Source organism: Salmonella sp. SJTUF15591, from assembly GCF_043356435.1.
Lineage (GTDB): Bacteria > Pseudomonadota > Gammaproteobacteria > Enterobacterales > Enterobacteriaceae > Salmonella > Salmonella enterica.
Map to the genome: position 1 here is coordinate 2,133 of NZ_JBEUJO010000002.1, position 26,570 is coordinate 28,702.

At 50.8% G+C, this 26,570-nt stretch carries 27 protein-coding genes, 2 pseudogenes and 1 other annotated feature; of the genes and pseudogenes, 15 read left to right on the forward strand and 14 right to left on the reverse strand.

Annotated elements, in window-relative coordinates:
- Positions 1-371: 371 nt before the first annotated feature.
- The 3 genes from clpB to rluD form a co-directional block, all read right to left on the reverse strand.
- Complete coding sequence (clpB, locus tag ABVM99_RS04220; protein WP_001235092.1) at positions 372-2,945, reverse strand: ATP-dependent chaperone ClpB; 2,574 nt, start codon at positions 2,943-2,945, stop codon at positions 372-374.
- A gap of 129 nt (positions 2,946-3,074) precedes the next feature.
- Positions 3,075-3,806, reverse strand: coding sequence for a purine nucleoside phosphorylase YfiH (yfiH, locus tag ABVM99_RS04225; RefSeq protein WP_000992643.1), 732 nt, complete (start codon positions 3,804-3,806; stop codon positions 3,075-3,077).
- Positions 3,803-4,783, reverse strand: coding sequence for a 23S rRNA pseudouridine(1911/1915/1917) synthase RluD (gene rluD / locus ABVM99_RS04230; RefSeq protein ID WP_000079130.1), 981 nt, complete (start codon positions 4,781-4,783; stop codon positions 3,803-3,805). Before rluD ends, yfiH begins: the two co-directional genes overlap by 4 nt.
- A gap of 131 nt (positions 4,784-4,914) precedes the next feature.
- On the opposite strand from rluD, the gene bamD reads away from it, so the two are divergent.
- The 4 genes from bamD (at position 4,915) to pheA (ending at position 7,673) form a co-directional block, all read left to right on the forward strand.
- Positions 4,915-5,652, forward strand: a complete 738-nt coding sequence (gene bamD, locus ABVM99_RS04235) for an outer membrane protein assembly factor BamD (protein ID WP_000197660.1) — start codon at positions 4,915-4,917, stop codon at positions 5,650-5,652.
- 271 nt (positions 5,653-5,923) lie between these two features.
- The gene (gene raiA / locus ABVM99_RS04240; RefSeq protein ID WP_000178449.1) at positions 5,924-6,262 is read left to right on the forward strand and encodes a ribosome-associated translation inhibitor RaiA; all 339 of its coding nucleotides are present in this window, start codon (positions 5,924-5,926) and stop codon (positions 6,260-6,262) included.
- Positions 6,263-6,364: 102 nt separating this feature from the next.
- Positions 6,365-6,490, forward strand: a sequence feature (Phe leader region).
- Positions 6,366-6,413, forward strand: coding sequence for a pheA operon leader peptide PheL (gene pheL, locus ABVM99_RS04245; RefSeq protein ID WP_010989056.1), 48 nt, complete (start codon positions 6,366-6,368; stop codon positions 6,411-6,413). It overlaps the preceding feature by 48 nt.
- 22 nt (positions 6,491-6,512) lie before the next feature.
- Complete coding sequence (gene pheA, locus ABVM99_RS04250) at positions 6,513-7,673, forward strand: bifunctional chorismate mutase/prephenate dehydratase (RefSeq protein ID WP_000200077.1); 1,161 nt, start codon at positions 6,513-6,515, stop codon at positions 7,671-7,673.
- Here the strand turns inward: pheA and ABVM99_RS04255 are convergent.
- The 3 genes from ABVM99_RS04255 to aroF are packed head-to-tail and all read right to left on the reverse strand — an operon-like array spanning position 7,634 to position 10,801.
- On the reverse strand, positions 7,634-8,542 hold the full coding sequence (locus tag ABVM99_RS04255; RefSeq protein WP_023194793.1) for an SMP-30/gluconolactonase/LRE family protein: 909 nt from the start codon (positions 8,540-8,542) through the stop codon (positions 7,634-7,636). The genes pheA and ABVM99_RS04255 overlap by 40 nt on opposite strands.
- Before the next feature lie 57 nt (positions 8,543-8,599).
- Positions 8,600-9,721, reverse strand: a complete 1,122-nt coding sequence (tyrA, locus tag ABVM99_RS04260; RefSeq protein ID WP_000225191.1) for a bifunctional chorismate mutase/prephenate dehydrogenase — start codon at positions 9,719-9,721, stop codon at positions 8,600-8,602.
- Between the two features lie 9 nt (positions 9,722-9,730).
- The gene (gene aroF / locus ABVM99_RS04265; RefSeq protein WP_001168062.1) at positions 9,731-10,801 is read right to left on the reverse strand and encodes a 3-deoxy-7-phosphoheptulonate synthase AroF; all 1,071 of its coding nucleotides are present in this window, start codon (positions 10,799-10,801) and stop codon (positions 9,731-9,733) included.
- A gap of 439 nt (positions 10,802-11,240) precedes the next feature.
- Between aroF and ABVM99_RS04270 the strand changes: the two genes are divergently transcribed.
- Positions 11,241-11,759 (forward strand): YfiR family protein, encoded by a 519-nt coding sequence (locus ABVM99_RS04270; protein ID WP_001212379.1) that lies wholly within the window; start codon positions 11,241-11,243, stop codon positions 11,757-11,759.
- Positions 11,752-12,972 (forward strand): diguanylate cyclase DgcN, encoded by a 1,221-nt coding sequence (gene dgcN / locus ABVM99_RS04275; RefSeq protein ID WP_023194792.1) that lies wholly within the window; start codon positions 11,752-11,754, stop codon positions 12,970-12,972. The genes ABVM99_RS04270 and dgcN overlap by 8 nt, the downstream gene beginning before the upstream one ends.
- 156 nt (positions 12,973-13,128) lie before the next feature.
- Here dgcN and rplS read toward each other — a convergent pair whose 3' ends face one another.
- From rplS to ffh, 5 genes are all read right to left on the reverse strand, one after another.
- Positions 13,129-13,476, reverse strand: a complete 348-nt coding sequence (gene rplS / locus ABVM99_RS04280; protein ID WP_000065257.1) for a 50S ribosomal protein L19 — start codon at positions 13,474-13,476, stop codon at positions 13,129-13,131.
- A gap of 40 nt (positions 13,477-13,516) precedes the next feature.
- Positions 13,517-14,284, reverse strand: coding sequence for a tRNA (guanosine(37)-N1)-methyltransferase TrmD (gene trmD, locus ABVM99_RS04285; RefSeq protein ID WP_023194791.1), 768 nt, complete (start codon positions 14,282-14,284; stop codon positions 13,517-13,519).
- Positions 14,285-14,328: 44 nt separating this feature from the next.
- Entirely contained in the window at positions 14,329-14,877 is a 549-nt protein-coding gene (gene rimM, locus ABVM99_RS04290) for a ribosome maturation factor RimM (RefSeq protein WP_000043266.1), read from the reverse strand.
- An 18-nt stretch (positions 14,878-14,895) separates the two neighbouring features.
- Entirely contained in the window at positions 14,896-15,144 is a 249-nt protein-coding gene (gene rpsP, locus ABVM99_RS04295; protein ID WP_000256453.1) for a 30S ribosomal protein S16, read from the reverse strand.
- A gap of 252 nt (positions 15,145-15,396) precedes the next feature.
- Positions 15,397-16,758 (reverse strand): signal recognition particle protein, encoded by a 1,362-nt coding sequence (ffh, locus tag ABVM99_RS04300; RefSeq protein WP_000460052.1) that lies wholly within the window; start codon positions 16,756-16,758, stop codon positions 15,397-15,399.
- 165 nt (positions 16,759-16,923) lie between these two features.
- On the opposite strand from ffh, the gene ABVM99_RS04305 reads away from it, so the two are divergent.
- The 5 genes and pseudogenes from ABVM99_RS04305 (at position 16,924) to ABVM99_RS04325 (ending at position 20,863) form a co-directional block, all read left to right on the forward strand.
- Complete coding sequence (locus ABVM99_RS04305; RefSeq protein ID WP_001537507.1) at positions 16,924-17,715, forward strand: inner membrane protein YpjD; 792 nt, start codon at positions 16,924-16,926, stop codon at positions 17,713-17,715.
- A gap of 19 nt (positions 17,716-17,734) precedes the next feature.
- Positions 17,735-19,029: pseudogene (locus tag ABVM99_RS04310) on the forward strand (HlyC/CorC family transporter).
- Between the two features lie 120 nt (positions 19,030-19,149).
- Complete coding sequence (locus ABVM99_RS04315; protein WP_023194790.1) at positions 19,150-19,755, forward strand: hypothetical protein; 606 nt, start codon at positions 19,150-19,152, stop codon at positions 19,753-19,755.
- Positions 19,756-19,835: 80 nt separating this feature from the next.
- A pseudogene (locus ABVM99_RS04320) lies at positions 19,836-20,125 on the forward strand (transporter associated domain-containing protein); the annotation flags it as partial.
- A gap of 132 nt (positions 20,126-20,257) precedes the next feature.
- Positions 20,258-20,863, forward strand: a complete 606-nt coding sequence (locus ABVM99_RS04325) for a hypothetical protein (protein WP_023194789.1) — start codon at positions 20,258-20,260, stop codon at positions 20,861-20,863.
- Positions 20,864-20,897: 34 nt separating this feature from the next.
- On the opposite strand, the gene grpE is transcribed toward ABVM99_RS04325, so the two are convergent.
- The gene (grpE, locus tag ABVM99_RS04330) at positions 20,898-21,488 is read right to left on the reverse strand and encodes a nucleotide exchange factor GrpE (protein WP_001518875.1); all 591 of its coding nucleotides are present in this window, start codon (positions 21,486-21,488) and stop codon (positions 20,898-20,900) included.
- A gap of 123 nt (positions 21,489-21,611) precedes the next feature.
- On the opposite strand from grpE, the gene nadK reads away from it, so the two are divergent.
- The 3 genes from nadK to bamE all read left to right on the forward strand — a co-directional run bounded on the left by nadK (position 21,612) and on the right by bamE (position 24,724).
- Positions 21,612-22,490, forward strand: a complete 879-nt coding sequence (nadK, locus tag ABVM99_RS04335; protein WP_001059155.1) for an NAD(+) kinase — start codon at positions 21,612-21,614, stop codon at positions 22,488-22,490.
- Between the two features lie 85 nt (positions 22,491-22,575).
- Complete coding sequence (gene recN, locus ABVM99_RS04340) at positions 22,576-24,237, forward strand: DNA repair protein RecN (RefSeq protein WP_000880965.1); 1,662 nt, start codon at positions 22,576-22,578, stop codon at positions 24,235-24,237.
- Positions 24,238-24,385: 148 nt separating this feature from the next.
- Positions 24,386-24,724: an outer membrane protein assembly factor BamE gene (gene bamE, locus ABVM99_RS04345; protein WP_001203445.1), complete on the forward strand. Its 339-nt coding sequence runs from the start codon at positions 24,386-24,388 to the stop codon at positions 24,722-24,724.
- Positions 24,725-24,889: 165 nt separating this feature from the next.
- Here bamE and ABVM99_RS04350 read toward each other — a convergent pair whose 3' ends face one another.
- Positions 24,890-25,180 carry an RnfH family protein gene (locus ABVM99_RS04350; protein WP_001112990.1) on the reverse strand — a complete coding sequence of 97 codons (291 nt, stop codon included), beginning with the start codon at positions 25,178-25,180 and terminating at the stop codon, positions 24,890-24,892.
- Complete coding sequence (locus ABVM99_RS04355) at positions 25,170-25,607, reverse strand: type II toxin-antitoxin system RatA family toxin (protein ID WP_001537508.1); 438 nt, start codon at positions 25,605-25,607, stop codon at positions 25,170-25,172. The genes ABVM99_RS04350 and ABVM99_RS04355 overlap by 11 nt, the downstream gene beginning before the upstream one ends.
- Positions 25,608-25,795: 188 nt before the next feature.
- Here ABVM99_RS04355 and smpB point away from each other — a divergent pair, with 188 nt between their 5' ends.
- Entirely contained in the window at positions 25,796-26,278 is a 483-nt protein-coding gene (smpB, locus tag ABVM99_RS04360) for an SsrA-binding protein SmpB (protein ID WP_001518569.1), read from the forward strand.
- The last annotated feature ends 292 nt before the right edge of the window (positions 26,279-26,570 follow it).

A 26,570-nucleotide genomic window follows, 5' to 3' on the forward strand; every position in this document is an offset into this window, starting at 1 on the left:
GACGTTAAGAATCCGTATCTTCGAGTGCCCACACAGATTGTCTGATAAATTGTTAAAGAGCAGTACAACGCGGCTTTCGCTCACCGTTGCGAGGTGGCGTATATTACGCTTTCCTCTTTTTGAGTCAAGCCTTTATTTTCGCTTTCCTCACAGACTTCTTAACGAAGCCTTTCTAACCCGGCGGCCTGTATGCCGTTGTTCCGTGTCAGTGGTGGCGCATTATAGGGAGTTATTAGAGCCTGACAAGACCTAAATGCAAAAAAAAGCTCAACCGTTCACTTTTCAAACAACATTTAAACTAAAAGCCTATTTTCGCCTGGTTTTTAAACAAAAACGAGCCCGTCAGGGCCCGTTTTATTCAAATTTGTGACTTACTGCACTGCCACAATACGATCATCATTGGCTTCAAGGCGAATCACTTTGCCAGGAACCAGTTCACCAGACAGGATTTGCTGCGCCAGTGGGTTTTCGATCTGCTGTTGAATAGCACGTTTTAACGGACGCGCCCCGTAGACCGGATCGTAACCGTTGGCGCTCAACAGTTTCAGCGCCTCGTCGGAGATATGGATTTCATAACCACGTTCTTCCAGACGTTTGTACAGACGCTGCAGCTGGATCTGAGCAATAGAAGCGATGTGTTGCTCACCTAACGGATGGAATACCACAACTTCATCAATACGGTTGATAAATTCCGGACGGAAGTTTTGGCTAACCACACCCAGCACCATCTCTTTCATTCGACCGTAATCCAGTTCGCCAAAGCGCTCCTGAATGAGATCGGAACCGAGGTTAGAAGTCATAATGACCACCGTATTACGGAAGTCGACCGTTCTCCCCTGCCCGTCAGTCAGCCGACCGTCGTCCAGCACCTGCAACAGAATGTTGAATACATCCGGATGCGCTTTTTCTACTTCATCCAACAAGATGACGGAATAAGGACGACGGCGTACCGCTTCCGTCAAATAACCGCCTTCTTCATAGCCGACATATCCCGGAGGCGCCCCGACCAAACGAGACACGGAGTGTTTCTCCATAAACTCAGACATGTCGATACGCACCATCGCGTCGTCGCTGTCGAACATAAAGTTAGCCAGCGCTTTACACAGTTCGGTTTTACCGACCCCCGTCGGCCCAAGGAACAGGAAGGAACCAATCGGACGGTTCGGATCGGACAGCCCCGCGCGGCTACGACGTATGGCGTTCGATACTGCTTCAACGGCTTCATTCTGCCCGATCACACGGCTGTGTAACTCTTGTTCCATACGCAACAGTTTTTCACGTTCGCCTTCCAGCATTCTGGCAACCGGAATACCGGTCCAGCGCGCCAGCACTTCGGCAATTTCCGCATCCGTTACTTTGTTACGTAACAGACGCATGGTTTTACCTTCCGACTGGGTCGCGGCTTCCAACTGTTTTTCCAGCTCCGGAATTTTGCCGTACTGCAGTTCAGACATTCGCGCCAGGTCGCCAACGCGACGCGCCTGCTCGATGGCGATCTTCGCCTGCTCCAGCTCCGCTTTAATAGTTTGCGTACCAGAGAGCGACGCTTTTTCCGCTTTCCACTCTTCTTCTAACTCAGAGTACTGACGCTCTTTATCGTCCAGTTCTTCATTCAGCATATCGAGACGTTTTTTACTCGCCTCGTCAGACTCTTTCATCAACGCCTGCTGTTCCAGTTTGAGCTGAATAATGCGGCGGTCGAGCCTGTCCAGCTCCTCCGGCTTAGAGTCAATCTGCATACGAATGCTGGATGCCGCTTCATCGATGAGGTCGATAGCTTTATCCGGCAACTGACGGTCGGCGATATAGCGGTGAGATAATGTTGCCGCCGCCACAATCGCCGGGTCAGTGATCTGCACATGGTGGTGCAGCTCGTAACGTTCTTTCAGGCCACGCAGAATAGCAATGGTGTCTTCCACTGAAGGTTCTGCGACAAACACTTTTTGAAAACGACGTTCCAGCGCCGCGTCTTTTTCAATGTACTGACGGTATTCATCCAGCGTGGTGGCGCCCACACAGTGCAGTTCACCACGCGCCAGCGCCGGTTTCAGCATATTCCCGGCGTCCATTGCGCCATCAGCCTTACCTGCGCCAACCATCGTGTGCAGCTCATCGATAAACAGGATGACGTTGCCTTCCTGTTTCGCCAGATCGTTCAGCACGCCTTTCAGACGCTCTTCAAATTCGCCGCGATATTTCGCCCCGGCCACCAGCGCGCCCATATCCAGCGCCAGTACGCGGCGACCTTTTAAGCCTTCAGGGACTTCACCGTTAATAATGCGCTGCGCCAGCCCTTCAACAATTGCCGTTTTACCGACCCCTGGCTCACCGATTAACACCGGGTTGTTTTTAGTACGACGTTGCAGTACCTGAATGGTACGGCGAATTTCTTCATCACGACCAATTACCGGGTCAAGCTTGCCTTGTTCAGCCCGCTCGGTCAGATCGACGGTATATTTTTTCAAGGCCTGACGTTGGTCTTCAGCCCCTTGATCGTTCACGCTTTCACCTCCGCGCATCTGTTCAATTGCCTGAGTGATATTGGCCGTGGTCGCACCGGCTGATTTCAGCAGATCGGTTAACGTGCCGCGAGACTCAAGCGCCGCCAGAACAAACAGCTCTGACGAAATAAAATTGTCCCCCCGTTTTTGCGCCAGCTTGTCGCAAAGGTTCAGTACGCGTACCAGTTCCGAAGAAGGCTGTACGTCGCCGCCGGTGCCTTCCACCTGCGGTAAACGGCTCAGCGCCTGATCGATAGCGGTGCGCAACTGGCCAGCATTAATGCCGGCGGAGGTTAATAAAGGACGTATCGATCCCCCTTCCTGGTTCAGCAAGGCGCTCATTAAATGAAGAGGTTCGATGAATTGGTTGTCGTGCCCCAGCGCGAGCGACTGGGCATCGGCAAGAGCAAGCTGGAATTTGTTAGTAAGACGATCCAGACGCATAACTCCTCCCATAACAGGTCAAAATTGCTACTGGAGATTAAATGAGGTCATCCCTCAATTATTCAAGGTGAATGACCTGAATTATGTGAAAAGAAAGTTACCCGTACCGGATCGTCTTGATTCTTTAGGTTATATCAGCCAAATAAAACTTGCCATACGACCTGTCGTCTTGTCGCGACGATAAGAGAAGAAAGTCTCACTTTCGCTAAAGGTGCAGCGATCCCCGCCATAGACATGTTCAACGCCGGTATTCGCCAGACGTTGGCGTGCAAGCTGATAAATATCCGCCAGAAATTTTTCCCCGTGCGGCAAAAATGCGCTATCGGCTTGCGCATCTTTTGCTAAAAATGCGTCACGCACTTCCGGCCCCACTTCAAACGCGGTCGGGCCGATCGCCGGACCTAACCAGGCGATGATATTTTCTGGTTTGTCAGCAAAGCAGGTGACAGTTTCCTCCAGTACGCCTTCACATAATCCGCGCCAGCCCGCATGAGCCGCCGCCACTTCTGTTCCCTCACGGTTACAGAATAGCACAGGCAGGCAGTCTGCCGTCATTACCGCGCAGACGGTTCCTGGCGTATTGCTGTAAGACGCATCCGCACGTTTGGAGGCATAAGGTTCTCCGGTAAGCCTCAACACATTTTTACCGTGAACCTGTTCAAGCCAGACAGGTTTCGAAGGCAGATTGCCCGCCGCAAACAGACGCTTGCGGTTCTCTTCAACATGCTCCGGGTTATCGCCGCAATGCGCGCCCAGATTCAGCGAATCGTAAGGCGATAAACTCACCCCGCCAATACGGGTAGAACTACAGGCTGCGACGCCTTTCGGCAGCGGCCACTGCGGGACAATCAGTGCATTCATAACCAGTCCACATCATCTTTATGGTCTTCGAAATCGGCGCGCATCGCATCGATAAGGTCCACCATATCCTGTGGAATCGGCGCGTGCCACTCCATTTCGATACCCGATACAGGATGGTAGAGACGCAGCATCGTTGCATGAAGCGCCTGGCGGTCAAACTTACGCAACGTGGAAATAAACTCTTCCGATGCGCCTTTCGGTGGACGTGGACGACCACCGTAGACCTGATCGCCCACTAACGGGTGCGTAATATGCGCCATATGCACGCGGATCTGGTGCGTACGCCCGGTCTCCAGACGCAACCTAAGACGCGTGTGCACACGGAAATGTTCCATAATGCGGTAGTGGGTCACCGCCGGTTTGCCCATGGGATGCACCGACATATGGGTACGTTTGGTCGGGTGACGACTGATGGGTTCATTCACCGTTCCTCCCGCCGTCATATGTCCGATCGCGACCGCTTCATATTCGCGGGTGATCTCGCGCAGCTGCAAAGACTCCACCAGGCGCGTTTGCGCCGGAACGGTTTTGGCCACCACCATCAGCCCCGTCGTGTCCTTATCCAGACGATGCACAATGCCCGCGCGCGGGACATCCGCAATCGGCGGATAATAATGTAGCAACGCGTTCAGTACCGTACCGTCCGGGTTACCCGCGCCAGGATGTACCACCAGATCGCGTGGTTTGTTGATAACCAGAATATCGTCATCTTCATAAACAATATCTAACGGGATATCCTGCGCTTCAAAACGAATCTCTTCGTCGATCTCCGCATCAATAGCCACCCGCTCGCCGCCTAACACTTTTTCTTTTGGCTTATCGCAAAGTTGACCATTGACCAACACGCGCTGATTCAAAATCCATTCTTTTATACGCGAACGTGAATAATCCGGGAACATTTCGGCCAAAGCCTGATCTAAGCGTTGACCGAGTTGGTTTTCGGAGACCGTTGCGGTGAGTTGTACTCGTTGTGCCATATACAGCTTCTTCGTTTAACGTTGGGTTTTACGGCTTTGCCGTTTAATATAGTGTGCTATTGTAGCTGGTCTTAACCGGGAGCAGGAACAGAGAATCTCCCGTAAAACATTTTGAGGAAAGTCAAAACGTCATGACGCGCATGAAATATCTGGTGGCAGCAGCCACGTTGAGCCTGTTTCTGGCGGGTTGCTCGGGTTCAAAGGAAGAGGTGCCCGATAATCCGCCGAATGAAATCTACGCGACTGCTCAGCAAAAGCTGCAGGACGGTAACTGGAAACAGGCAATAACGCAATTGGAAGCGTTAGATAATCGTTATCCATTCGGACCGTATTCTCAGCAGGTGCAGTTGGATCTTATCTACGCCTATTACAAAAACGCCGATTTGCCGCTAGCGCAGGCCGCCATCGATCGTTTTATGCGTCTTAATCCAACGCACCCTAATATTGACTATGTCATGTACATGCGCGGCCTGACGAACATGGCGCTGGATGATAGCGCGCTGCAAGGTTTCTTTGGCGTCGATCGCAGCGATCGCGATCCGCAACATGCGCGGGCGGCGTTCAATGACTTTTCGAAACTGGTACGCAGCTATCCTAATAGCCAGTACACCACCGATGCCACTAAGCGTCTGGTATTCCTGAAAGACCGTCTGGCGAAATATGAATATTCCGTCGCAGAGTACTATACCGCGCGCGGCGCATGGGTTGCGGTCGTAAACCGGGTAGAAGGTATGCTACGCAATTATCCTGATACGCAGGCCACGCGCGATGCGTTGCCGCTGATGGAAAACGCCTATCGTCAGATGCAGCTGAATGCGCAGGCTGACAAAGTCGCGAAAATTATTGCCGCTAACAGCAAAAACACCTGAAGCAATACCAACAAGCAAAACGGCAGCCTTCCGGCTGCCGTTTTTTTATTCGATATCTGATGCAACAGAAATGATTTCACTGCAACGCATCCAGTCAAATATGGCCTGCTTTCAGCCATTCCTCAAGTAAAAGATCACTTCTTCCTGCGATGCCTCACAAAAAGTTCGCCTTGACAAAAAGTGACAAAATAATGTGATTTACATCACACATTTTGACATTAAGAACGGTATGCTGGAATCACCAAGACGGGAAAGACAAGAGGTAAAATTTATGACAATGAACATTACCAGTAAACAAATGGAAATTACTCCGGCAATCCGCCAACATGTCGCAGACCGTCTCGCCAAACTGGAAAAATGGCAAACTCACCTGATTAATCCTCATATCATTCTGTCTAAAGAGCCACAGGGCTTTATTGCTGACGCCACCATTAATACACCGAACGGACATCTGGTCGCCAGCGCAAAACACGAAGATATGTACACCGCTATTAATGAATTGATCAACAAGCTGGAACGGCAGCTCAATAAAGTGCAGCACAAAGGCGAAGCCCGTCGTGCCACCGCATCGGTGAAAGATGCCAGCTTCGTCGAAGCAGAAGAAGAGTAGTCCCTTACATTGAGTGTATCGCCAACGCGCCTTCGGGCGCGTTTTTTGTTGACAGGATTAAAACAGTACGGGTACTGTACTTACGTACACAAAGGAAACAGTTATGAAGCTCACCCGGTTTTTCTTCGCATTCTTTTTTATCTTCCCCTGACCGGGAGGCGTTTCGTCATGTGATAAAGAATGCGAAGACGAACAAGAAGGCCTCCCCCACCGGGAGGCCTTTTTTATTGATAACAAAAAAGGCAACACTATGACATCGGAAAACCCATTACTGGCGCTGCGAGATAAAATCAGCGCTTTAGACGAAGAGTTACTGGCCTTACTGGCAAAACGACGCGCGCTGGCGATTGAAGTGGGACAAGCAAAACTACTGTCGCATCGTCCGGTTCGGGATATCGATCGTGAACGCGCGCTGCTGGACAGGCTCATCCATCTCGGTAAAGCCCACCATCTCGACGCACACTACATTACCCGTCTGTTCCAGCTTATCATTGAAGACTCCGTGCTTACTCAGCAGGCGCTGTTGCAACAACATCTGAATAATACTCACCCTCATTCGGCACGTATTGCGTTTCTTGGGCCGAAAGGCTCCTATTCTCATCTCGCGGCGCGCCAGTATGCTGCACGCCATTTTGAGCAATTTATTGAGAGCGGCTGCGCAAAATTCGCCGATATTTTTCATCAGGTCGAAACCGGCCAGGCCGATTACGCCGTGGTTCCGATAGAGAACACCAGCTCCGGCGCTATCAACGATGTGTACGACTTATTGCAACACACCAGTCTGTCAATTGTCGGTGAGATGACCGTCACTATCGATCACTGCGTACTGGTTTCCGGCGCTACGGATCTGAATACCATCGAAACGGTGTACAGCCATCCGCAGCCGTTCCAGCAGTGCAGTAAGTTTTTGAGCCGCTATCCGCACTGGAAAATCGACTATACCGAGAGTACGTCGGCAGCGATGGAAAAAGTCGCGCAGGCGAACTCTCCGCGCGTCGCGGCGCTCGGCAGCGAGGCAGGCGGCATGTTGCACGGTTTACAGGTGCTGGAACGCATCGCCGCAAACCAGACGCAGAATATCACCCGCTTTCTGGTACTGGCGCGCAAAGCCATTAATGTTTCCGATCAGGTTCCGGCAAAAACCACTCTGTTAATCGCCACCGGGCAACAGGCTGGCGCGCTGGTCGAAGCGCTGCTGGTGCTGCGTAACCACAATCTCATCATGACGAAACTGGAGTCGCGCCCCATTCACGGCAATCCGTGGGAAGAGATGTTTTATCTCGATATTCAGGCGAACCTGGAGTCGCAGGTAATGCAAAGCGCGCTAAAAGAGCTGGGCGAGATCACGCGCTCAATGAAAGTGCTTGGCTGCTATCCCAGCGAAAACGTCGTGCCGGTAGAACCTGCCTGACGTTCAATAAAACGGCATTTCTTCATCCCTGCGACGGCTACCTGCAGGGTGAAGATGGCGCCGGAGAGCGGATAATCCGCCACTTCCTGAGCAGACATATTTTCTCTGGTAGTTGTAATAAACAGCGTTTTCATATCTGCGCCGCCAAAGCAAACCATCGTCGGACAACGTACCGGCAACCGGTACTCTTCCAGCTGCTCTCCTTGCGGTGAGAAACGCGCCACGCGCCAGCCGTCAAACATCGCGCTCCAGTAGCACCCTTCACTATCCATCGCCGCGCCGTCGGGAAGTCCTTCTCCTTCGCCAAAATGGCGAAAAAGTTCACGCTTGCCCGGTTCGCCATGCTTATCAAGTAACGTGCGGTATATCACGCCATTCGGCGTATCGGAGGTATACATCCACTGGTTATCCGGGCTGAACGCCAGGCCGTTGTGTCCCTGGATATCGCACTGGATCACTTTTGCCGTCAGGTCATGATCGATCCGCATCAGCAACGCGCCATTATAGTCACCTGGCGCCCAGAACGTTCCGGCATAAAAACGTCCATCGCCATCAGTGCCGCCATCGTTGAAACGCGCCAGTTTCGTATTAGAGGGATTGTCGCAAATCTTACGCTGCAATAATCCATTTTTATCGGCCAGCCAGATAGCATGACGCATGGCCACAATAAATCCGCCCTGCTCACGCAAGGCAAAACAGCCCACCTCTTCCGGAAACGCCAGCACGCTATGCGTCCCGCTCGCCGGATGGTAACGATGGATCTCCTGTTCCAGGATATCGGTCCAATACAGCGCGCTTTCATCCTCGCTCCATGTGGGGCATTCTGGTAGATGTCCGACATAATCAAATAAAACGTGCGGCGTAGTCATAACGGTTCCTTAAACGAAAAAAGCCAGCAAAGCTGGCTTTTAGTATAGATGTCATCATTATGGTCGGCTGTCATTCGCCTGACGCAATAACACACGGCTTTCATTCTGGAAGCGTCTGGCATAATCGCCAAACCAGTGTTCAACTTTGCGAAAACTGTCGATAAAAGCCTGCTTATCACCCTGTTCCAGTAACCCGATCGCATCGCCAAAACGTTTATAGTAACGCTTGATAAGCGCCAGATTGCGCTCCGACGACATAATAATGTCCGCATACAGCTGCGGGTCCTGGGCGAACAGACGCCCGACCATCGCCAGCTCCAGTCGATAAATCGGCGATGATAGCGCCAGAAGCTGCTCAAGCTGGACGTTCTCTTCCGCCAGATGCAGCCCATAAGCGAAGGTAGCAAAGTGGCGCAGCGCCTGGATAAAAGCCATGTTCTGATCGTGCTCGACAGCGCTAATTCGATGCAACCGCGCGCCCCACACCTGGATTTGCTCAAGGAACCACTGATACGCTTCCGGTTGACGCCCGTCACACCAGACCACCACCTGCTTCGCCAGGCTCCCGCTGTCCGGACCAAACATCGGATGCAAGCCCAACACGGGGCCATCATGGGCCGCCAACATTGCCTGCAACGGACCGCTTTTTACCGATGCCAGATCGACCAGAATACAGTCGGACGGCAGGGGCGGCAGTTGCGCTATCACCTGTTCAGTAACATGAATCGGCACGCTGACGATCACCATTCCGGCATCGGCGACAATGTCCCTGGCGCGCGGCCAGTCCTGCTGTTCCAGAATACGGACCTGATAGCCCGACAGCGTGAGCATTTTTTCAAACAGACGCCCCATCTGTCCGCCGCCGCCCACAATGACGACCGGACGCAGAGAAGGACAAAGCGTTTTGAACCCCTTATCATTTTCGCTGGAGTAAGATTCACGCATTACCCGGCGCAGGACATCTTCAATGAGATCGGGCGGGACACCGATCGCTTCTGCTTCCGCCCGTCGTGAAGCCAGCATAGAGGCCTCACGCTCCGGCACGTAAATAGGCAGGCCAAAACGGCTTTTCACCTCGCCGACTTTGGCAACCAGTTCCAGGCGCTTAGCCAGTAAATTCAACAACGCTTTATCGACATCATCTATTTGATCGCGTAACGCGGTCAATTCAGCAACCATAACAACCTCTTATGCGACACGCACCGCCAGCTGGCCGCTCAAATCTTTATGAATTTCACGTAACAGGGCATCGGTCATCTCCCAGCTAATACAAGCATCGGTGACGGAAACGCCATACTTCATTTCGCTGCGCGGCTGTTCGGAAGACTGATTACCCTCATGAATATTACTTTCAATCATTAAGCCAATGATTGAACGATTGCCATCTTTAATCTGCGCAACCACAGATTCGGCAACGGCTGGCTGGCGGCGATAATCTTTATTGGAGTTACCATGACTGCAATCTACCATCAGCGAAGGACGTAGTCCCGCCTGTTCCATCTCTTTTTCACACTGAGCGACATCTGCCGGGCTATAGTTTGGCGCTTTGCCGCCACGCAGAATCACATGGCCATGCGGATTTCCCTGGGTTTGCAATAACGCAACCTGACCGGCCTGGTTAATGCCAACAAAACGATGAGGTTGCGCAGCGGCGCGCATGGCGTTAATCGCTGTCGCCAGGCTGCCATCCGTGCCGTTTTTAAAGCCGACCGGCATAGAAAGACCAGACGCCATTTCGCGGTGGGTTTGCGATTCGGTTGTGCGCGCGCCTATCGCCGACCAGCTAAACAGATCGCCCAGGTATTGCGGGCTGTTCGGATCCAACGCTTCGGTCGCCAATGGCAACCCCATATTCACCAGTTCCACCAGTAGCTGACGCGCTATTTTCAACCCGGCTTCCACATCAAATGAGCCATCCATGTGAGGATCGTTAATCAGCCCTTTCCAGCCGACGGTAGTCCGCGGCTTTTCAAAATAGACGCGCATTACCAGATAGAGGCTATCGCTGACCTCTGCGGCAAGGGCTTTAAATCGACGGGCATATTCCAGAGCGGTTTCAGGATCGTGAATAGAACAAGGACCGCATACCACCAACAGACGCGGATCGCGCCCGGCAATAATGTCAGAAATGATTCCCCGGGACTGCGCTATCTGCGCTTCCTGCGCCAGGCTCAACGGAAAGGCCGCTTTAAGCTGCTCCGGCGTCATTAATACCTGTTCATCGGTGATACGTACGTTATTCAGCGCGTCTTTTTGCATGATGGCGATCCTGTCTTTTCTTGTTTGCGATAGTTGATCCTCCACGAGGATGTTTAAACCATACCACAAAAAGTAAAGATTTCAATCCATATTACGTAAAATAAACTTTACACAATGCGCAATAGTCGATTAAACCCCTCCATTTCGTATCAAAAACTTTACACAACAAGTGAATTATTTTATTCCCAGCCTCAGAAAAGCGGTAAAATGAGCGATGCTCGCTATTTTTTGATTATTTTTTCTCCGCACACATATTTTTACTTTCTGATACAGGGTGATTAATACCATTATCACAAGAATTTAATATCATGGATGCCACTTAAATTATTCATATTATCAATAAGACATAATGACGATATGGCAAAATAATGTTATTTTGCTACAAACAATCACGGATGTATTTTAATGCTTTACGACTGAAGATGGTGGGGACTTGTTAATGCGTTTTTCTCACCGATTTATCCTTCTGTTATCGCTATTATTAGCAAGCTTGCCTCTGTATGCTCAACGCGTCACGGAAGAAGAGAAATCCGTACGCGCCATCGTCTCCGGTATTGTCAGTTATACACACTGGCCGGCGTTATCCGGGCCACCAAGGCTATGCATATTTTCATCTGCGCGTTTTGTCAGGGTACTTAGCGAAGAGGCTGACTGGGCTTTCCCTTATCAACCGCTTGTCATCCGTACCACACAAGAAGCCCTGAGCGCCCGCTGTGATGGTTTTTACTTTGGCAATGAATCGCCAGCTTATCAGGTGGAGTTAACGCGTCATTATCCAGTTAATGCCTTGTTATTAATTGCCGAGCAAAATACCGAATGTATTATTGGCAGCGCATTTTGTCTGATCATTAACAATGATGAAGTCAAATTTTCCGTCAACCTGGACTCCCTCTCGCATAGCGGCGTGAGAGTAAATCCAGAAGTATTAATGCTTGCACGGAATCAAAAGCATGAATAAGGAATTTTCTCTGTCCAGGCCAACATTTAAACGCACACTACGGCGGATTAGTATAATCAGCGTGCTGCTTACGATGACATTGATCTGGCTATTAATTTGCGTTGCGTCTGTCCTTACGCTCAAACAGTATGCGCAAAAAAATCTCGATTTGACCGCCGCCACAATGGCCCATAGCCTTGAAGCGGCACTGGTATTTTCCGATAACGCGGCCGCAGCGGAAACGCTCGCCACACTGGGACGCCAGGGACAATTTTCAGCGGCGGAGGTCCGCGATAAAAATGGCCGTACTATCGCCTCATGGCGCTATGATGCGCGAGCCGCAGACGATAAGCTCATCGGCTTAATTAGCCACTGGCTTTTTCCATTGCCGGTATCACAACCCGTCTGGCACAACGGCAGGGCCATCGGCGAAGTACGGCTTGTCGCCCGCGACAGCCTTATTGGTCATTTTATCTGGCTATCGCTGGCAGTGCTGACAGGATGTATTCTGCTGGCATCCGGCATTGCCCTGCTGCTCACGCGTTATTTACACAATGGCGTTGTGGATGCGCTGCAAAATATTACTGAAGTTGTACACGACGTTCGCACTAACCGAAATTTTTCACGCCGGGTACCTGATGAGCGTATTGCGGAATTTCACCTGTTTGCGCAAGATTTCAATAGCCTTCTGGATGAGATGGAAGAATGGCAGCTACGGCTTCAGGCTAAAAATGCCCAGTTACTGCGTACCGCGCTGCACGATCCGCTGACGGGGCTTGCCAATCGCGCGGCATTTCGCAGCTGTATTAACGCGCTGATGAAGGACAATTCCGCTCGTAGCAGTTCGGCATTGTTATTTCTGGATGGCGATAACTTTAAATATATTAATGATACCTGGGGACATGCGGTAGGCGACCGCGTACTTATAGAGGTTGCCAAAAGATTAGCGGAATTCGGTGGTAGCCGTTATCAGACTTACCGACTCGGCGGCGATGAATTTGCGATGGTGCTTTACGATGTACATTCGGAATATGAAGTACAACGTATTTGCGCAGCGCTATCCCAGGCGTTTAATCGACCTTTTGAACTGCATAACGGCCAGCGGATAACGATGACCCTGAGTATTGGCTTTGCGCTGACATGGGAACATGCCACTGCCGAAAAACTACAAGAACTGGCCGATCGAAATATGTATCAGGCTAAACACCGGCGTGCGGAACGCTCGCTAAACTAAGGAACGGGCCTGGCCGTTTCTGACTCAGCGTTGAGACCACAGACCCAACCTAATCATGCAACCGTCTATGGCGTGGAGCAAACCCATAAAAAAGGGGCCAGCGTAATGCCAGCCCCTTCTTTTCTACAAGCTTTCGGATGTTGCGAAAGCGCGTTCTTAGTTAAGACGCTCTTTGATACGAGCCGCTTTACCAGTACGCTCACGCAGGTAGTACAGTTTAGCTTTACGAACAGCACCACGACGTTTAACAGCAATGCTGTCAACTACCGGAGAGTGAGTCTGGAAGACACGCTCAACGCCTTCGCCGTTGGAAATTTTACGAACAGTGAATGCAGAGTGCAGACCGCGGTTACGAATAGCGATAACCACGCCCTCGAATGCCTGCAGACGTTTCTTGGTACCTTCAACAACCCATACTTTCACTTCCACGGTATCGCCCGGACGGAAGGAAGGTACGTTCTGCTTCATCTGCTCTTGTTCAAGTTGCTTAATAATGTTGCTCATAATTTAATCTCTTATCCTGGGTAAACTGATATTCGGGGGCCTATGCCATCCCATCATGTTTATGCTGCTGTTGTGCGTGTTCTGTTTTGAACTCCGCCAGCAACCTTGCTTGCTCTTCAGTCAGAGCCAGGTTTTCCAGAAGTTCAGGTCTTCTAAGCCAGGTTCGGCCCAGCGACTGTTTCAAACGCCAGCGACGTATCTCAGCATGGTTTCCCGACAGCAATACTGGCGGTACTTCCATCCCCTCTAACACTTCAGGGCGCGTATAGTGCGGACAATCCAGCAACCCATCAGCAAACGAATCTTCGATTGCTGATGCCTCATGCCCCAGAACCCCCGGTATAAACCGGGCGACGGAGTCAATCAGCGTCATTGCCGGTAGTTCGCCACCGCTGAGAACGTAATCGCCAATTGACCATTCTTCGTCAATTTCGGTCTGAATTACGCGCTCATCTACGCCTTCGTAGCGACCACACACCAGAACAAGTTTCTGATTCGTGGCCAGCTCGCTAACGCCCGCTTGATCAAGCTTGCGTCCCTGAGGCGACAGATAAATCACTTTAGCGCCTTCACCTGCCGCGGCTTTTGCTGCGTGAATGGCGTCCCGCAAGGGTTGCACCATCATTAACATCCCCGGTCCGCCGCCGTAAGGACGATCGTCCACGGTACGGTGCCGGTCATGCGTGAAGTCGCGAGGACTCCAGCTTTGGATGTTCAGCAGGCCTTTTTTTACTGCCCGGCCAGTTACCCCGTAATCGGTAATTGCGCGGAACATTTCAGGAAACAGGCTAACTATGCCAATAAACACAAGCCAATCCCCATAACGCCATTTATTACCGTTTATCCGGTGGTTTAAAAACCAGGATCCCAGTCTACTTCGATAGTACGAGTAGCGAGATCGACTTTCTTGATAACCTGCCCATCGAGGAACGGTACTAGTCGTTCCTTGATACCAAATGCATCTTTCAGGTTCGCCTTAATGACGAGAACGTCATTCGACCCGGTTTCCATCATGTCGATAACTTTACCGAGATCGTAGCCTTCAGCGGTGACTACCTGGCAACCCATCAGGTCTTTCCAGTAGTAGTCTCCCTCCTCAAGCGCAGGAAGTTGCGAGGAATCCACGACAATTTCGCAATTCGTCAGAAGATTCGCGGCATCTCGATCGTCAACGCCTTTCAGCTTGATGATCAGATCCTGATTGTGGTGCTTCCAGCTTTCCAGCTGTACCTGCTGCCACTGACCCGCCTTCTGGATAAACCAGGGCTGATAGTCAAAAATGCTTTCGGCGTCTTCAGTGGAGGAAAACACTCTGAGCCAACCACGGATACCGTATGAAGAACCCATTTTCCCCAGTACAACCGGTTCAGCGGGTACTTGTGCGGCGAGTTGCTTGCTCATCATGACCACCGTGACAGATTAAGCTGCTTTTTTTACTTCTTTGATCAGCGCCGCAACGCGATCGGAAATGGTTGCGCCCTGGCCAACCCAGTGAGCGATGCGATCCAGATCCAGGCGGGTGCCTTCTTCTTTTTCGCTAGCGATTGGGTTGAAGAAACCAACGCGCTCAATGAAGCGACCGTTGCGTGCATTACGGCTGTCGGTGACAACAACCTGGTAGAACGGACGCTTTTTAGCGCCGTGACGAGCTAAACGAATAGTTACCATAACATCCTCTTGTGTGAATAAAACAACCGGGCCCCATCGAGGAACGGAGCCCGGCGTCATATTAAAAGCCCGAAAATTTTACTGATTTCTGGGAGAATTGCAATCAACAGTTAATAACTCTGCTGTAGAAGGCCGTCGGCGGCGCAGCGAGTTCGGTACCGGCGTGCGCGCAGCCACCGCAGCGTACACGCAGTACGTGAGGATGGCGAGCACACCCCGGTGCCGAAATAGCAAGTGAGCCAGGCCGGGAAATTAGCGACCCGGGAAGCCTGGCGGCATCATCCCCTTCATACTCCGCATCATCTTCGCCATCCCGCCCTTCTTCATTTTCTTCATCATGCGCTGCATGTCGTCGAACTGTTTCAGAAGGCGGTTAACGTCCTGCACCTGCATCCCACAGCCCTGCGCGATACGACGCTTGCGGGAACCTTTGATGATTTCCGGCTTCGCGCGTTCTTTCAGCGTCATCGAATTGATGATCGCTTCCATACGCACCAGCACCTTGTCATCCATCTGCGATTTAACGTTGTCCGGAATCTGCCCCATGCCCGGTAATTTGCCCATCAGACTGGCCATACCGCCCATGTTTTTCATCTGTTTGAGCTGTTCCAGGAAGTCGTTCAGGTCGAAACCGTCGCCTTTCTTCAGTTTGGTCGCCAGCTTCTCAGCCTGTGCGCGGTCAACTTTGCTTTCGATATCTTCGATAAGAGACAGTACGTCGCCCATGCCGAGAATACGCGAGGCGATACGATCCGGGTGGAACGGCTCCAGCGCGTCGGTTTTCTCGCCGACACCGAGGAATTTAATCGGCTTACCGGTGATATGACGAATAGAGAGCGCCGCACCGCCACGAGCATCACCATCAACTTTGGTCAGCACCACGCCGGTTAACGGCAGCGCTTCGTTAAAGGCTTTTGCGGTATTCGCCGCATCCTGACCGGTCATCGCATCGACGACAAACAGCGTTTCTACTGGCTTGATAGAAGCGTGGACCTGTTTGATTTCGTCCATCATCGCTTCGTCAACGTGCAGACGACCGGCGGTATCCACCAGCAGCACGTCGTAGAATTTGAGCTTCGCTTCTTTCAGCGCGGCGTTGACGATATCAACCGGTTTCTGCCCGACATCAGACGGGAAGAAATCCACGCCAACCTGCTCAGCCAGCGTTTCGAGCTGTTTGATCGCCGCCGGGCGATAGACGTCGGCAGAGACGACCAGCACTTTCTTCTTGTGCTTCTCGCGCAAGAATTTACCCAACTTACCGACGCTGGTGGTTTTACCCGCCCCCTGCAGACCCGCCATCAATACTACGGCTGGCGGTTGCGCAGCCAGATTCAGGGTCTGGTTTTCTTCGCCCATTGCCGCAACCAGTTCGCTACGGACAATCTTGACGAACTCCTGCCCTGGGGTCAGGCTCTTGTTAACTTCATGACCAACCGCTTTCTCTTTTACGCGATTGATGAACTCACGCACTACCGGCAGCGCAACGTCAGCCTCCAGCAGCGCCATGCGCACTTCGCGCAGCGTCTCTTTAACGTTGTCTTCAGTAAGGCGCCCACGGCCACTGATATTGCGCAGCGTGCGCGACAAACGATCGGTTAAATTATCAAACATTGTCTCTCGCCTGGGGTGGAAACGGTTGGTCGCCGCAGCGACACAGTTACAGAATTTCGCCACAGTATACCATGAAGCCGTCTTTGTTGTTATGCAACGGTTGGAGCTGCGGTCACGTAACGCTATACTGCTTCTCTTTCTCACTGGTCAACTGTCGACACAACTATGCCCGTTTTTGCTTTACTTGCCCTTGTCGCCTACTCCTTCAGCCTCGCGCTGATCGTTCCCGGACTGTTGCAAAAAAACAGCGGCTGGCGGCGTATGGCTATTCTTTCTGCGGTCATCGCGCTGGTGTGCCATGCTGTCGCGCTGGAATCGCGTATTCTGCCCGGCGGCGACAGTGGACAAAACCTGAGCCTGCTGAATGTCGGTTCGCTGGTCAGCCTGATGATCTGCACGGTAATGACCATTGTCGCGTCGCGTAATCGCGGTTGGTTACTTCTGCCCATTGTCTATGCTTTTGCGCTGATTAACCTGGCCTTCGCCACATTCATGCCTAATGAATATATTACGCATCTGGAAGCGACCCCAGGCATGATGGTGCACATCGGTCTGTCGCTTTTCTCTTACGCGACGCTGATAATCGCCGCGCTGTATGCGCTACAGCTGGCGTGGATCGACTATCAGTTGAAGAACAAAAAGCTGGCGTTTAGTAATGAAATGCCGCCATTGATGAGCATTGAGCGCAAAATGTTTCATATCACGCAGATTGGCGTCGTACTGCTGACCCTTACTCTGTGTACCGGCCTGTTTTACATGCATAACCTGTTCAGTACTGAAAATATTGATAAAGCCGTGCTCTCTATCGTGGCATGGTTTGTCTATATCGTTCTGCTGTGGGGGCATTACCATGAAGGCTGGCGGGGTCGGCGGGTCGTGTGGTTTAACGTCGCAGGCGCGGGTATTCTGACGCTGGCCTATTTTGGTAGCCGCATATTACAGCAATTTGTAAGCTAAGCTTTTAAAGGAGTTTCCCCTGGAACACATCTCCACCACCACGCTGATTATCATATTAATCATCATGGTGGTCATCTCGGCCTATTTTTCCGGTTCCGAAACTGGAATGATGACGCTAAACCGTTACCGTTTACGCCATATGGCGAAGCAAGGTAATCGCTCGGCAAAACGGGTAGAAAAATTATTGCGTAAACCCGATCGACTGATAAGCCTGGTGCTGATCGGCAATAACCTGGTCAACATTCTTGCCTCGGCGCTCGGCACGATTGTGGGTATGCGGCTTTACGGCGACGCCGGCGTGGCTATCGCCACCGGGGTACTGACGTTTGTCGTGTTAGTTTTTGCTGAAGTCCTGCCCAAAACTATCGCCGCGCTCTATCCGGAAAAAGTGGCCTATCCCAGCAGCTTCCTGCTGGCGCCGTTACAGATACTGATGATGCCGCTGGTGTGGTTACTTAACACCATCACCCGCCTGCTGATGCGTCTGATGGGAATTAAAACGGACATCGTGGTCAGCGGGTCGTTAAGCAAAGAGGAATTACGCACTATCGTGCATGAATCCCGTTCGCAAATCTCTCGCCGCAATCAGGATATGCTGCTGTCGGTTCTCGACCTGGAAAAGGTCAGCGTGGATGACATCATGGTGCCGCGTAATGAAATTATCGGGATCGATATCAATGACGACTGGAAGTCTATCGAGCGGCAGCTCACCCACTCGCCGCACGGACGCATTGTGCTCTATCGCGATTCGCTGGATGACGCCATCAGTATGCTGCGCGTGCGTGAAGCCTGGCGGTTAATGGCCGAGAAAAAAGAGTTCACCAAAGAGATGATGCTGCGCGCCGCCGATGAAATCTATTACGTCCCGGAAGGTACGCCGCTCAGTACGCAACTGATTAAATTTCAGCGCAATAAAAAGAAAGTCGGACTGGTCGTCAACGAATATGGCGATATCCAGGGGCTGGTCACCGTTGAAGATATTCTCGAAGAGATCGTCGGCGACTTCACCACATCGATGTCGCCGACACTGGCGGAAGAGGTCACGCCGCAAAACGACGGTTCGGTCATTATTGACGGTACCGCCAACGTCCGGGAAATCAATAAAGCACTTAACTGGCACCTGCCGGAAGACGACGCGCGCACCGTCAATGGGGTGATTGGGTGATTCTGGAGGCGCTGGAGGAAATTCCGGTTGCTGGCACGCGCGTGCGCATTGAGCAGTACGATATCGATATTCTCGATGTACAGGAAAATATGATTAAGCAGGTAAAGGTTGTACCGGTAAAACCGCTGCGCGAGAGTGTGGCGGAGTAACACAATGGCGAACTCCGGTTCGCCTTTTTTATCGCCGTCTTTTAAGATTCCATCAATTTCTGCCATTTACTTAACAATGCAATAATGTCTTTTCAGGCATTCAGAAAGGATATTGATGTTATGTCAGAAGATTATGTAATTGAATGGGATAAGAATTTTGCAGACGACCTCAACGTCGTCGCCAGCGTTTTTTTATCGCACAACCCAACCTTATGGCCCACTATTTTCTCTCAACTTTCGACGCAACCTGAAATCTTTGAAGACGAAGATGAAGACGAATATGGGTTGCAGGACGTCCTGGATTGTAGCGGTGGCGATCTCGGAAATAACGAGCTGGCACAGGCATTTTTACAAGTTCTACGCGGCGAAGGATTTATTCACCTCGTTGACTGGAAAGGTGAAGATGAAGAAGGCGAACTGGCTAATTTTGCCGCAGATCGCTTTTATGAACTCACAAAAAACCTGACGGATTCTGAGGAATTAAGAAATCTTCTTGTCGAAATAACCCAAGAGGATGAAATCTCCGATGTCTGTGAAGCCGGGGACCGTTACCTTGACGAGATCTTTGAACGCATCCAGACCGAACTCAATAAGAGGGACTTCCAGATTTTTGATCTGAATGAAGGATCTGACACCTATAATGTGGTCGTTCTGCCAATGAGCGAATATAAAAAAATAGAGGATTTCAACACGCCGTGGCTGGAAGTGCAGGATTTTTTAAGCTAAAAAAATGGCCGACTTTACATCGGCCTTCAGACTTTTACTTCGCCTTCGCTACAGTCACCATCGCCGCGCGAATGGTACGACCGTTCCTGGCGGAAGAGGTCACGCCGCAAAACGACGGTTCGGTCATTATTGACGGTACCGCCAACGTCCGGGAAATCAATAAAGCACTTAACTGGCACCTGCCGGAAGACGACGCGCGCACCGTCAATGGGGTGATTGGGTGATTCTGGAGGCGCTGGAGGAAATTCCGGTTGCTGGCACGCGCGTGCGCATTGAGCAGTACGATATCGATATTCTCGATGTACAGGAAAATATGATTAAGCAGGTAAAGGTTGTACCGGTAAAACCGCTGCGCGAGAGTATTCTTGAATACCCCTCCTCCTTTCTTAAAACGGCAGCCAATGGTTTGCCGTTTTCCTTATTAATTAAGATTTTATTCATTCATCTCCTCTCCAGCATAGTGACACAATAAAAACTTATTAATGGAAAGGAAAACCATACTATGTACAATGATTACGTTATTGAATGGGATCTGGCGTTTGCTGAATATTTAAAAAAGCTGGCCAGCATTTTCTTAAAGGAAACGCCAGATTTATGGCCCAATATCGTCTCCCGCCTCGCCAGCGATCCTGCCAGTTTTGAAGACGACGAGGACGATGACTACGGGATGGTGGAGGTGCTTGATTGCAGCGGCGGTGATTTAGACAATCGTGCGTTGTTACAGGCATTCATGCAGGTTCTACGTGCTGAAGGCGTTATTGAAGAAATCGATTACAAGGGTGAGGGTGAAGAAGGTCTGCTCGCCACTTTTGCGGCCAATCGTTATTATAACCTGACAAAAGATTTTGCCAGTACAGATGAACTAAAAACGCGACTACTGGCACTCACCAGATATGATGAAATAGGCAAAGTCTGCAAAAAAGGCGACCGTTACGTCGATGAGATATTTGAGCGCATTCAAAGCCAGCTCAACGAACGTGGCTTTCAGATAGCCAGTCTCAATGAAAGCACTGATGCCTATAATATATTTGTTTTACCTATGGATGAGTACGAACAAATAGCTGACTTCGACACTCCATGGCTCGAAGTACAAGATTTTTTAAGCTAAAAAAATGGCCGACTTTACATCGGCCATCAGATTTTTACTTCGCCTTCGCTACAGTCACCATCGCCGCGCGAATGGTACGACCGTTCAGCGTATAGCCTTTCTGCATAATACCTAGCACATTGCCTGCCGGAACCTCTTCCGACTCCACCATCGCAATCGCCTGATGCACGTTCGGGTCCAGCGGCACGTTGGTCTCAGCAATCACTTCCACGCCGAACTTACGCACCACATCCAGCATAGACTTCAGCGTCAGCTCAATCCCTTCGACCATTGCCGCCATATCCGGATTGGCTTTGTCTGCAACTTCCAGCGCGCGATCCAGGCTATCGATTACCGGCAGCAATTCGTTGACGAACTTCTCGAGAGCGAATTTATGCGCTTTTTCGATATCCTGTTCAGTACGACGGCGCAGGTTTTCCATTTCCGCTTTGATACGCAACACGGTGTCGCGTTCGCGAGTCTGGGCTTCTGCAAGCTGAACTTCCAGATTCGCAATTTTTTCATCGCGCGGATCCACCTGCTCAGCAGAATCGTTTGGTTCAACTGCCTCAACCTCTTCGTGCTGATCCATGATAATTTCTTCCGGGGCTTGCCCCTCAGGCGTTTTCTGTTCTTTACTACTCATGAATTTCTCCGCGTTTTTTTTCGCATTCATCTCGCTAACTTCGCTTATTATGGGGATCAGATTCAGGGTTTCAAGGGAAGTACTCACATTGTCATCAATCTTCGCTACAAGGACCTCAGAAAAATGAATAATCATTTCAAGTGTATCGGCATTGTGGGGCATCCGCGTCATCCCACCGCACTCACGACACATGAAATGCTCTACCGTTGGCTATGCGATCAGGGTTATGAGGTCATTGTGGAGCAACAAATCGCCCACGAATTACAGCTAAAAAATGTGCCAACCGGCACGTTGGCGGAAATTGGTCAACAGGCGGATCTGGCGGTAGTCGTGGGCGGCGACGGCAATATGCTTGGCGCAGCGCGTACGCTGGCGCGTTATGACATCAATGTGATTGGCATTAACCGCGGTAATCTTGGCTTCCTGACCGATCTCGATCCGGACAACGCCCTGCAACAATTATCTGATGTGCTGGAAGGTCGCTATATCTCCGAAAAACGTTTTCTGCTGGAAGCGCAGGTCTGCCAACAGGACCGCCAGAAGCGTATCAGCACAGCCATTAATGAAGTGGTGCTGCATCCGGGAAAAGTGGCGCATATGATCGAATTCGAGGTTTATATTGATGAAACCTTCGCTTTTTCACAGCGGTCTGATGGTCTGATCATTTCTACGCCGACAGGCTCCACCGCCTATTCGCTCTCCGCAGGCGGCCCTATTCTGACCCCTTCACTGGATGCAATCACCCTGGTGCCGATGTTCCCGCATACCTTGTCGGCGCGCCCGTTAGTCATTAACAGCAGTAGCACGATTCGTCTGCGTTTTTCGCATCGCCGTAGCGATCTGGAAATTAGCTGCGACAGCCAGATAGCGCTGCCTATTCAGGAAGGAGAAGATGTGCTGATTCGCCGCTGCGATTACCATCTCAACCTCATACATCCCAAAGACTATAGCTATTTCAATACATTAAGCACAAAACTCGGTTGGTCAAAAAAATTATTCTAATTTTACGTTAGCCTCTTTACTGTATAAAAAACCAGTTTATACTGTATTTAATTACAGTCATGGTTTTTCATACAGGAAAACAGCTATGTTGGCGCAACTGACCATCAGCAATTTTGCTATCGTTCGTGAGCTTGAGATCGATTTTCAGAGCGGAATGACCGTCATTACTGGTGAAACCGGCGCGGGTAAATCTATTGCGATTGATGCCCTGGGTCTGTGTCTGGGCGGTCGCGCTGAGGCCGATATGGTCCGTACCGGAGCGACCCGCGCCGATTTGTGTGCCCGCTTTGCGCTGAAAGACACGCCTGCGGCATTGCGCTGGCTGGAAGAAAACCAGCTTGAAGAAGGTCGCGAATGCTTACTTCGCCGCGTTATCAGCAGCGATGGCCGCTCACGGGGCTTTATTAACGGCACCGCTGTGCCCCTGTCTCAATTGCGCGAGCTCGGTCAGTTGCTGATTCAAATTCACGGTCAACATGCGCACCAGCAGCTTACCAAACCCGAACAGCAAAAATCGCTGCTGGATAGCTATGCCAACGAAGCCGCTTTAGCGCAGCAGATGGCTGCTCGCTACCAATTATGGCATCAAAGCTGCCGCGATCTCGCCCATCACCAGCAACAAAGCCAGGAACGCGCCGCGCGCGCGGAACTGCTGCAATATCAGTTAAAAGAGTTGAACGACTTTAATCCGCAGGCCGGCGAATTCGAGCAAATTGACGAAGAGTACAAACGGCTGGCCAACAGCGGGCAGTTGCTTACGACCAGCCAGAACGCTCTGGCGCTACTCGCGGACGGCGAAGACGTTAACCTGCAAAGCCAGTTATATAGCGCAAAACAACTGGTTAGCGAGCTGGTGGGTATGGACAGCAAGCTTTCCGGCATCCTGGATATGCTGGAAGAAGCCACTATCCAACTCACCGAAGCCAGCGATGAATTACGGCACTATTGCGAGCGTCTGGATTTAGACCCCAATCGCCTGTTTGAGCTTGAACAGCGCATCGCTAAACAAATTTCGCTGGCGCGAAAACATCACGTCAGCCCGGAAGCGCTGCCGCAGCTTTATCAGTCACTGCTCGAAGAACAGCAGCAGCTCGACGATCAGGCCGATTCGCTGGAAACGCTAACGCTGGCGGTTAATAAGCATCACCAACAAGCGCTGGAAACGGCGCAAGCGCTACATCAACAGCGTCAGTTTTACGCCCAGGAGCTGGGGCAGTTGATCACTGAAAGTATGCATTTACTTTCGATGCCGCACGGTCTGTTTACTATCGACGTGAAATTTGATGAGCATCATCTGAGCAACGACGGCGCCGATCGCGTGGAGTTTAAAGTGACGACAAACCCAGGTCAGCCGCTGCAGCCTATCGCTAAAGTCGCGTCTGGCGGTGAACTGTCGCGCATTGCGCTGGCTATTCAGGTGATTACCGCGCGCAAAATGGAAACGCCGGCGCTAATTTTTGACGAGGTCGATGTTGGCATCAGCGGCCCAACCGCCGCCGTGGTCGGTAAACTCCTGCGTCAGCTTGGCGAATCCACTCAGGTGATGTGCGTCACTCACCTGCCACAGGTAGCCGGGTGCGGTCACCAGCACTTCTTTGTCAGTAAAGAAACAGACGGGGCAATGACCGAAACCCATATGCAACCTTTGGATAAACGTGCGCGTTTACAGGAACTGGCCCGCCTGTTGGGAGGAAGTGAAGTTACGCGTAATACGCTGGCAAACGCAAAAGAACTGCTGGCGGCGTAAACTTTTTTATCTCCCGAAGGTCTGAGTTCACAACAAAAACGCCGTAAGACCCGACAGCAAAAGGTTTTAAAGTGATGAAAGGTCTATTATCATCGGCATATTAATATGAGCCACGTACTGCTCAGGCCCGAAAAGGAACCCAATCACTATGCGCTGTAAAACGCTGACTGCTGCCGCAGCAGTACTCCTGATGTTGACCGCAGGCTGTTCCACTCTGGAGCGAGTGGTTTACCGACCTGACATCAATCAGGGGAACTATCTTACACCTACGGATGTCGCCAAAGTGCGTGTTGGTATGACGCAACAACAGGTTGCGTATGCTTTAGGCACGCCGATGATGACCGATCCTTTTGGTACGAACACCTGGTTTTATGTCTTCCGCCAGCAGCCAGGACATGAGAACGTGACGCAGCAGACTCTGACGCTCACCTTTAACAGCAGCGGCGTGTTAACCAATATTGATAACAAACCGGCGTTGACGAAGTAATTTTGTGATACCGCCTGATGAGGTTACGTTCATCAGGCCTGCAAACCTCTCCCCCGCCATTTGGTACGAATTTGCCTGATGGCGCTACGTTTATCTGGCTTACAGGCACACCTGTGCTTCAGGTGTGGTACGGCTTCCACACCGTTATCCGGCAAAAGAGGCTAATTATCTGCCAGCCGATTTTTCGGCGCGCTGGCGGCGTAATGCTTTTGGATCGGCGATTAAGGGACGGTAAATTTCAACCCGATCGCCATCCTGCACCGTATCGGTGAGTTTTACCGGACGACTATAGATACCCACTTTATTTTTCGCCAGATCGATATCCGTGCGCAATTCCAGCAAGCCGGAAGCGCGAATCGCCTCTTCGACCGTCGCGCCCTCCTCCAGCGTTACGCGCTGCAAATACTGCTTTTCCGGCAGCGCATAAGCCACTTCAACCACAAGTTTATCCGGCACGGTAAACCTCTTTGGCGCGAACCGTAAACGCCTGCACCATGTTGGACGCTAACTCTTTGAATATACGACCAAACGCCAGCTCAATGAGTTTATTGGTAAACTCAAAATCAAGCTGAAACTCAATGCGGCACGCCTCGGGGCTGAGCGGGGTAAATTTCCAGCCGCCGATCAGCTTTTTAAAGGGGCCATCCACCAAATGCATCAGAATGCTCTGGTTACGCGTTAGCTGATTACGCGTCGTAAACGTCTTGCTGATACCCGCCTTCGACACGTCAACAGCCGCCGTCATCTGTGCTGGCGATGACTCCAGGACACGACTGCCAACACACCCAGGCAAAAACTGGGGATACGATTGCACGTCATTCACTAACTGATACATCTGTTCCGCACTGTAGGGAACTAAAGCAGTCCGACTAATCTGAGGCATAGCAATTCCCATCAACATAAATCGTGTAAATAATACCACTTATCAGCGAGTAAAAAAAATGCTGTCCCCAACCGTCATGCCTTAATTGTGCGTGCATAGCCCAACTCATGCTAAGATAGATTTTTGCACCTCATCAGGACGTAATGGGGTGTTTTCGATATCAGATTACCTATGAATTCACGACACTTATGACGAAGAAAAAAGCACATAAACCGGGCTCAGCCACCATCGCGCTGAATAAGCGCGCCCGGCACGAATACTTTATCGAAGAAGAGTTCGAGGCTGGTCTCGCCCTGCAAGGCTGGGAAGTAAAATCTCTGCGCGCAGGAAAAGCCAATATCGGCGACAGTTACGTTATCCTCAAAGATGGCGAGGCCTGGCTGTTTGGCGCAAACTTTACGCCGATGGCGGTCGCCTCGACACATGTTGTATGCGACCCAACCCGAACCCGCAAACTGTTGTTAAATCAGCGTGAGCTTGATTCGCTGTATGGCCGTATTAATCGTGAAGGTTATACTGTCGTCGCGCTTTCTCTGTACTGGAAAAATGCCTGGTGCAAAGTGAAGATCGGCGTGGCGAAAGGTAAAAAACAACATGATAAACGTTCCGATCTTAAAGAACGTGAGTGGCAACTGGATAAAGCACGCATTATGAAAAATGCAGGCCGATAATAGACATTTTTTGTGACCAGCTTCTCAGTATGAAGCTGGTCAATATTCATATTTCATTCATGCCTTGAAAATATATTCTCTGTGTCTGACGCTTATCAATAGCAATAAATACCACAACAAGAATATATTCTTCGTTTAAAAAATTTTTATAGCCTAATAACACAATACTTCAAATGATTTTTATAAAATTTAATATTGCTGAATACCTTCACAAAAGGTATTGTTTTTATGTTAAAAAAGAAAAAGAAGAAGAAATTAAAATTCATTATAAAACATAAAGATAAATAAAAAA